The 6,941-nt window shown below is 37.9% G+C and carries 5 protein-coding genes; 1 reads left to right on the forward strand and 4 read right to left on the reverse strand.

Going from position 1 to position 6,941, the window contains the following annotated elements:
- Positions 1–3 precede the first annotated feature (3 nt).
- A complete protein-coding gene (gene bcp / locus N824_RS38840) occupies positions 4–462 on the forward strand; it encodes a thioredoxin-dependent thiol peroxidase (RefSeq protein ID WP_048907246.1) in 459 nt (152 codons plus the stop codon).
- On the opposite strand, the gene N824_RS38845 is transcribed toward bcp, so the two are convergent.
- The 4 genes from N824_RS38845 to N824_RS38860 form a co-directional block, all read right to left on the reverse strand.
- A complete protein-coding gene (locus tag N824_RS38845) occupies positions 454–2,448 on the reverse strand; it encodes a response regulator (RefSeq protein WP_161662349.1) in 1,995 nt (664 codons plus the stop codon). The two genes, bcp and N824_RS38845, sit on opposite strands and share 9 nt — an antisense overlap.
- A 281-nt stretch (positions 2,449–2,729) precedes the next feature.
- Complete coding sequence (locus N824_RS38850; RefSeq protein ID WP_048907248.1) at positions 2,730–4,007, reverse strand: sugar MFS transporter; 1,278 nt, start codon at positions 4,005–4,007, stop codon at positions 2,730–2,732.
- Between the two features lie 254 nt (positions 4,008–4,261).
- The gene (locus N824_RS38855; protein WP_161662350.1) at positions 4,262–5,041 is read right to left on the reverse strand and encodes a DUF4974 domain-containing protein; all 780 of its coding nucleotides are present in this window, start codon (positions 5,039–5,041) and stop codon (positions 4,262–4,264) included.
- Between the two features lie 61 nt (positions 5,042–5,102).
- Positions 5,103–6,941: ABC transporter ATP-binding protein (locus N824_RS38860; RefSeq protein WP_373419294.1), on the reverse strand; the 1,839-nt coding region annotated here is incomplete at its 5' end.

A 6,941-nucleotide genomic window follows, 5' to 3' on the forward strand; every position in this document is an offset into this window, starting at 1 on the left:
ATTATGAGTGAGTTAAAAGAAGGCCAAAAGGCCCCCGATTTTACAGCCAAAGACCAGGATGGCAACAATGTATCCTTATCACAATTTATCGGGAAAAAAGTCGTACTGTACTTCTATCCTAAAGATGACACTCCAGGCTGCACGGCAGAAGCATGCGATTTCAGAGACAACTATCAAGGATTAACAGCAAAAGGAATTGTAGTATTGGGCGTAAGTGTTGATGACCAAAAATCACATCAGAAATTTGTCGCCAAACACAGTTTGCCATTTACACTGCTTGCAGATACTGATCAAAAAATCGTTGAAGCTTACGGTGTCTGGGGCGAAAAAAATATGTACGGAAAGAAATATATGGGAACACATAGAACTACTTTCCTTATTGATGAAACCGGTATCATTTCACATATCATAAAAAAAGTAGATACGAAGAATTCAACCGCACAGGTTTTAGAGTTACTTTAGTACAGACTTTTCATCTTTTTGCTTACTTCCAACAAGATGTTGAATCTTTATATTTAGCTCATCAGGACTAAAAGGTTTAGAAACATAGTCATTCATTCCAATTGCCAGGCACTTCTCAAGCTCTCCCTGTATGGTATGGGCTGTCATAGCCACAATTGGAATGCCTGCCTTTTCTGGACGCATGCGGCGTATGTATTTAGTGGCCTCATATCCATCCATTTCCGGCATTTGCAAGTCCATTAAAATAATATCAAAATCCTCGTTCCTATATTTTTCAATGGCTATTTTTCCATTTTGAGCAATTATAGTTTCGTATCCTCTCTTTTGCAATACCTTGATAACCAAAAGCTGATTAATGGGATTATCTTCAACAATCAGCACTTTGATTCCCCTTCCAGGTTCATCCCCAATGTCAGGTCCGGCAGTAATATGGCTATCCTTTTCAACATCACTTATTTTCACAAAAGGCATTCTGAAATAAAATACCGACCCTTCGCCTGGCGTACTTTCCAAAAATATCTTTCCATACTGTAGTTCAACCAGACGTTTAACCATACTTAACCCTAAACCCACACCTCCAAATTTACGTGAAGCACCACTTGTGCCCTGCTCAAACAACTCAAATATTTTTTGTTGCTTTTCTATTGGAATCCCAATCCCCGTATCTTTTATCCTGAACTCAATAACCACACTCTCCTCGGTTTCTTCTATAAGATCTGCAGAAATAACCACCTCACCTTTTTCTGTAAATTTTATAGCATTGGATACCAGGTTCACAAAAATTTGGGAGAGCCTTATAGAATCCCCAATAAAAATATTGGGCACTCTTGTGCCTATAGAATAGCTTAAACTAATTTTTTTAAACTTAGCATTAGATTCCACATAAAGACAAGCATCTTTAATCACATCCCTTACTTTTAGCGGTTGTTTAATAAAATCAACAACCTCATTTCCAAGGCCGGAAAAATCCAGAATATCATTTAATATCCTCATCAAATGATCTGCGGATTTTATAATCATCTCAATTGCCTCAAGATGTTCTTTATCAACCAGGGAATCCCTAATATAGCTCGCAAATCCCTGAATACCGTTCATAGGAGTCCTTATTTCATGGCTCATATTTACAAGAAAAACGTGCTTTGCCTTCTCAGAAGATCGAGCTCTATGCCGCTCAGTTACAAGTTTGGCTTCCGTGACCTTTGACTCAGCTACTTTATGTTCCAGGGTCTCCGTCATTTCATTAAATGCAGTGGCTACCCTTCCAATTTCATCATTTGCAAAAATCTTTACGCGGGTTTCCAGTTGTCCTTTCTTAACCAGTTCGGCACCTTCTACGATAACATCCAAGCCTTTTTTAATACTTTTATTTATAGATATGGCAATTACAATACTGGTTGTACCAATGGTTATCGACAGCGCCAATACCAATTTAAGCACCATACTTTCTAACCATCTTGCCCCCTCCCCAAGTGTATAAGAAAACCCATCTTCTAAAATAGTAAGCTCGGTATTAAGCCTTTCGATTTCATTCAGCAAAACCTTTATCTTTTCCTTATCTATCTTTGAAGCTGTAATCAGTGCATGAAGTTCCTCACCAATTGCAAGGAGTTCATCCCAAACCGGCTCAGCCTTTTGCCATGCAACAAAAGCTTTATTCAAGTAATACACCTTACTAAATCTCTTGGTGAGGCCAATCATATTATCAATATCATCCGGATGATTTCTGCCTTGCAAAAAACCCGTTCTTACTGCATCCAGATTAGGATTTACCTTTTCCATTTCTATTCTGGCAATTTTATCACCAAAAGGAACCTTTAGGAATTCTTTAAAAGCGAGATAATTGTTTTCGTCATAAGTGTAGCCATACTCCCTGAGGTTCAGGATAGCATTCTTCTGCGATTTAGACCATAGTCCTTCCCCAGCCACGTAAGATCTAACTGCCGACAGGGTCGTAATTGAGAACCATAAAGTGCACAACTCTACCATGACCAAAAAAGTGATTATACCAATGGTAAAATATAATTTTCTGGATATAGATATATCATTGAGCTTCTTTCGTAACAAGGAAATAAGCATAGYTWGMMTTYTWNTSANARTGTRAWSSSYWATTTTTTTTACATTTTTTTTAAAAATAATCCTTTTAACCTGAACAAGGCATCTATTTACCCCATTCATTTTGTTCAAAAAATATCCAATTTATATTGCCGTAAATGAATAAATGCACAAAAAAGGCCATCTTTTCGGACAGCCTTTTTTGTACTTTATTCTTAAGATTTAATCTTATGCCCATATACGGCAAAGAACCATATGTACAAATAACATGGCAGCACACTCACAAAGAAGGCAAGCTGGAAATGCATATGTGCATAGTCTTTAAGGTAACCATAAATTAACGGCCAGATAGCTCCACCAGCAATACCCATAATCATAATTGCCGATCCGGTTTTAGTAAACTTTCCTAATCCTTTAATACCCAAAGGGAAAATAGCAGGCCACATTAATGAATTTGCCAGGCCTAAAAGTCCAACAAAAATTACCGAATAGTAACCCGTGGTCACATAAGCGGCGCAGATAAATATTACACCTAAAATTGCACAGATTTTTAACGCTGCCTGCTGACTAATGTATTTAGGAATAGCGATAATCCCTATCACATAACCAACCAGCATACTGGTTAATGTAAGTGTTGTAAAGTACTTACTAATGTCGGCACTGATTCCTAAAGCTTTACCATACACTCCAATTATATCGCCAGCCATAACCTCCGCAGCCACGTAAACAAAAATACAGAAGGCTCCTAAAAATAAATGTGGAAATTGGAAAATTGAAGTCTTTGTCGATTTTACATCATCACCTTCAATTACCTCTTCTTTATCTACATCCACTTCAGGCAAGTGAGAGTATTTAATAAACAATGCAAAAGCTGTAAATACAATTGCTAGAACAATATAAGGTGTATAAACGCGACCTAAAACCTCGGCTAAAAGGGCTTCTTTTTCAGCAAGGGTAGTTCCAGCATCATTAATTTTGGCCTCTATACCCGATGCATTTTTAAGAAACAATGTACCCATAATAATAGGTACAATAATTCCGGCAAATTTATTACATAACCCCATTATACTAATGCGTTTCGCGGCGCTTTCTATTGGACCTATAATACTAATATATGGGTTTGAAGCCGTTTGTAATAGAGATAAGGCAGCACCTTGAATAAATATACCGGTAAGGAACAGACCAAAACTTCTTGAACTTGCCGCGGGGATAAAGATTAAAGAACCGAAAGCCAAAATTAGCAATCCAATGATGATACCATTTCTAAAGCCTAATTTTTTAAGAATCCATGATGACGGCAATGCTAAAAAGAAATAAGCGATATAAGAAGCAAATGTTACCAGAAAGGCCTCAAAGTCAGTTTTCAAACCGCAAGCCAGTTTCAGAAAGGGTATTAGTGTGCTATTGGCCCATGTTACAAAGCCAAAAATGAAAAACAGAGCTCCAATGGTTACAATGGGAGAAATTACGGTCGATTTTGTTTGGTTGGTCATAATTAGGTTAAGATTGTTTAGGTTTTGTTTACTGCTTTTGTTTTTTTATTAAAAAATTTTTGACTTTACTCCCTAAAAGTATAAAAATATACAACAAGTTACTAGCCGAGCCATTTATTAAACCAAAGTATGCTATTTACGCTTAATATTTACGCATTTTGTTTGCGCAAACGTTTGTGTATCCTATCAATTACTATGTTATTGGAAAATAGCAATGCTATTTCGGCAGCAAGCTACCAGAGTAGTAAAAAAACTTATCGATACCGAAGTTGAACCATAATCCTGTTGCCTTCAATCTTAAATTTAGCGGGGCCGGTTCTGTCGAGCTTATTGAGTAACGTATAAATGTTACTATATCTCGAAGCGGAACCGGTATATAAGGTTTTACCAATATTGCCATCGGCATATATTACATCAACACCATACCAGCTTTCAATCTTTTTCATGAGAGACTCAAGAGTTTCATTCTTGAAGGTAAAGAAACCTTGTTTCCAGGTTAATGCTTCTTTTATATCAATACCATAATTAGGGGCATCCTTAGCAATAAGAGCTAAATGCGGGCTTGATCTTACCATCGACGATTGATCGGTGGTTCTTAAAATTTTCGATTGGTTCAATAAATTGGCTTGAGAATCCTTATTTTCAATTGCCTCTCTACTTTCGAGGTAAATAAAAAAGCCAGTAGAAAGTGCTAATAGAATAATGGCAGTCGCTCCATATTTTAAGAATTCGTAATCCCATTTCTTTGTCAACTCAGGTTTTGGGGAAATGTATACTTCATCTTCCGTAAGTATACGATCGCCATATTTTTCCATAAAGTTTGCAAATGCCGCAGGTGCACTTGTAAAGCTTCTCATCTTCATTAGCTCAACTTGCCTATAAGCCGAATGTGTCAGCTGATCAAACAAAATCTTGTTTGTCTTGCTTTCAGATATCCATATCTCCAAATCACGCTCGTCAATTGCGTTCAGCTCCCCTCTAATCTGCTTCCCGATGAGGGACACTATTCTTTTGATTTGTTCTTCTGATTGCATCTTTTTTTGACTGATGCTATTATTACGATGCGAAACCTCAATCGTACCAGTCAAATCGTTTTTACCTATAACCCATGGCCTGCAGATCAAACAATTCAGCATACCTCCCTTTCTTAAGGATCAATTCTTCGTGACTGCCGATTTCTATCACTTGACCCTTCTCTAGTACAAGTATTCTATCGGCCATGCGCACGGTAGAAAATCGGTGAGAGATCAGTACAGCAGATTTCCCTTTTGTTAATTCCGCAAAACGTTGAAAAACTTCATATTCAGCCCGTGCATCAAGCGCCGCTGTTGGCTCATCAAGAATTAAGAGTTGTGCATCCTTCATATACGCTCTGGCCAGAGCTACTTTTTGCCATTCTCCACCAGACAACTCTATTCCTTGAGAAAAGCGTTTGCCAAGCATCTGATCGTACTGAAAAGGCAGCTTTTCTGCCAGCACATCTGCTAAGCTTTGTTTTGCTGAATTTTCTATCAGAGCTCTGTTATCCTGTTCTTGTATATTTCCAACTGCAATATTTTGCGCAAACGTCATTTGATAACGGAGGTAATCCTGAAATATAATACCAACGTTCATCCGCAATTCATCCAGATCATATTCTTTTAAATTCACTCCATCTAGCAATATCCTACCCTCTGTTGGGTCATAAAGTCTTGCCAGTAATTTAACCAATGTTGTTTTGCCAGAGCCATTCTCTCCCACCAATGCAAGCTTCTCATCAGGATGAAGTGTAAAACTTAAATGGCGGTTAGCCCAACGTTCTGAATGTGCGTATTGAAACCCAACATCTTCAAACTTAAAACCTTCTCTAATGGGATTTGGGAAAGGTTTAGCCTTTGGTAAATTCCGGATTTTAGCCTCGATTTCAAAAAACTCAAAGAAATCACTAAGATAAATAGCACCTTGAGAAACAGCTGTAAAACGTAACAACACACCTTCAATTAACGAACGCATCTGCCTGAACGAGCCTGCCAGAAATGTAAGTTCACCGATGCTGATGCCTCCACTTATGGTTCTATATATGATATAAACATAAGCAAGATAATATCCTGCACTTCCTAAAAAGGCAAAAAAGGTGCCCCACACGGAGCGCTGTAAAGACAAATGCTTATTCTCTGTATAAAATCTTTCTGAAAGCGTTCTGAAACGACTGATGATAAAGCCGGAGAGATTAAATACCTTAACTTCTTTTGCCGTTTCATCGCTTGCACCCAAATAACGAACATAATCAAGTTCTCTTCGTTCCGGTGTTCTCTTTCTTGAAAGTGCATAACTCTGATCATTAAAATACGATTCACCCAAAAAAGCAGGAAGAATAGTAATCAATAATACAACTATAAGCCATGGATTAAAGGTAATCAATCCTACTGCAAGGAACCCCATGGTAATCAGGTCCTGGATCTGACTCATTACTTGCGATAATAGCACAGTACGGCCAACCGTTTGCTGCCTCGCACGCTCAAGTTTATCATAAAAAACTGCATCTTCAAACTGGTCCAGATCTAAAGTTGCAGCATGCTTCATAATCCTTACGGATGTATAGTTGGAAAATAAATCACCCAATAAACCATCCATCAAATTAATGGCACGGCTCAGAATATCAGTTAGTATAGCCAATCCAAACTCAAGCGCCACCAGTTTCCACAAATATTCCTGGGATTGGCCAGCTCCGTCATTATTTAAGTGCACCACTTCATCAATGATATGCTTACCTACCCAAAGGATAGCAAGGGGCATAATTGATCTGGCAATTCGCAGGGTAAAATTACCTATCGTCATCCACCTGCTGGTTTGCCATACCAATTTAAAAAATTCGGGTAAATTCCTAAACGCGGCTATCCGCTCTTTAAAGGTTAAAGATTTTATATTTAAATCTGCAGTCGCTTTTTTAGGATC

This window comes from Pedobacter sp. V48, from assembly GCF_000523515.1.
Classification (GTDB): domain Bacteria; phylum Bacteroidota; class Bacteroidia; order Sphingobacteriales; family Sphingobacteriaceae; genus Pedobacter.

Coding starts and splice junctions, on each gene's coding strand:
- N824_RS38850 (WP_048907248.1), bottom strand. CDS start 4,007: ATGACCAACCAAACAAAATCGACCGTAATTTCTCCCATTGTAACCATT.
- bcp (WP_048907246.1), top strand. CDS start 4: ATGAGTGAGTTAAAAGAAGGCCAAAAGGCCCCCGATTTTACAGCCAAA.
- N824_RS38855 (WP_161662350.1), bottom strand. CDS start 5,041: ATGCAATCAGAAGAACAAATCAAAAGAATAGTGTCCCTCATCGGGAAG.
- N824_RS38845 (WP_161662349.1), bottom strand. CDS start 2,448: ATGGTAGAGTTGTGCACTTTATGGTTCTCAATTACGACCCTGTCGGCA.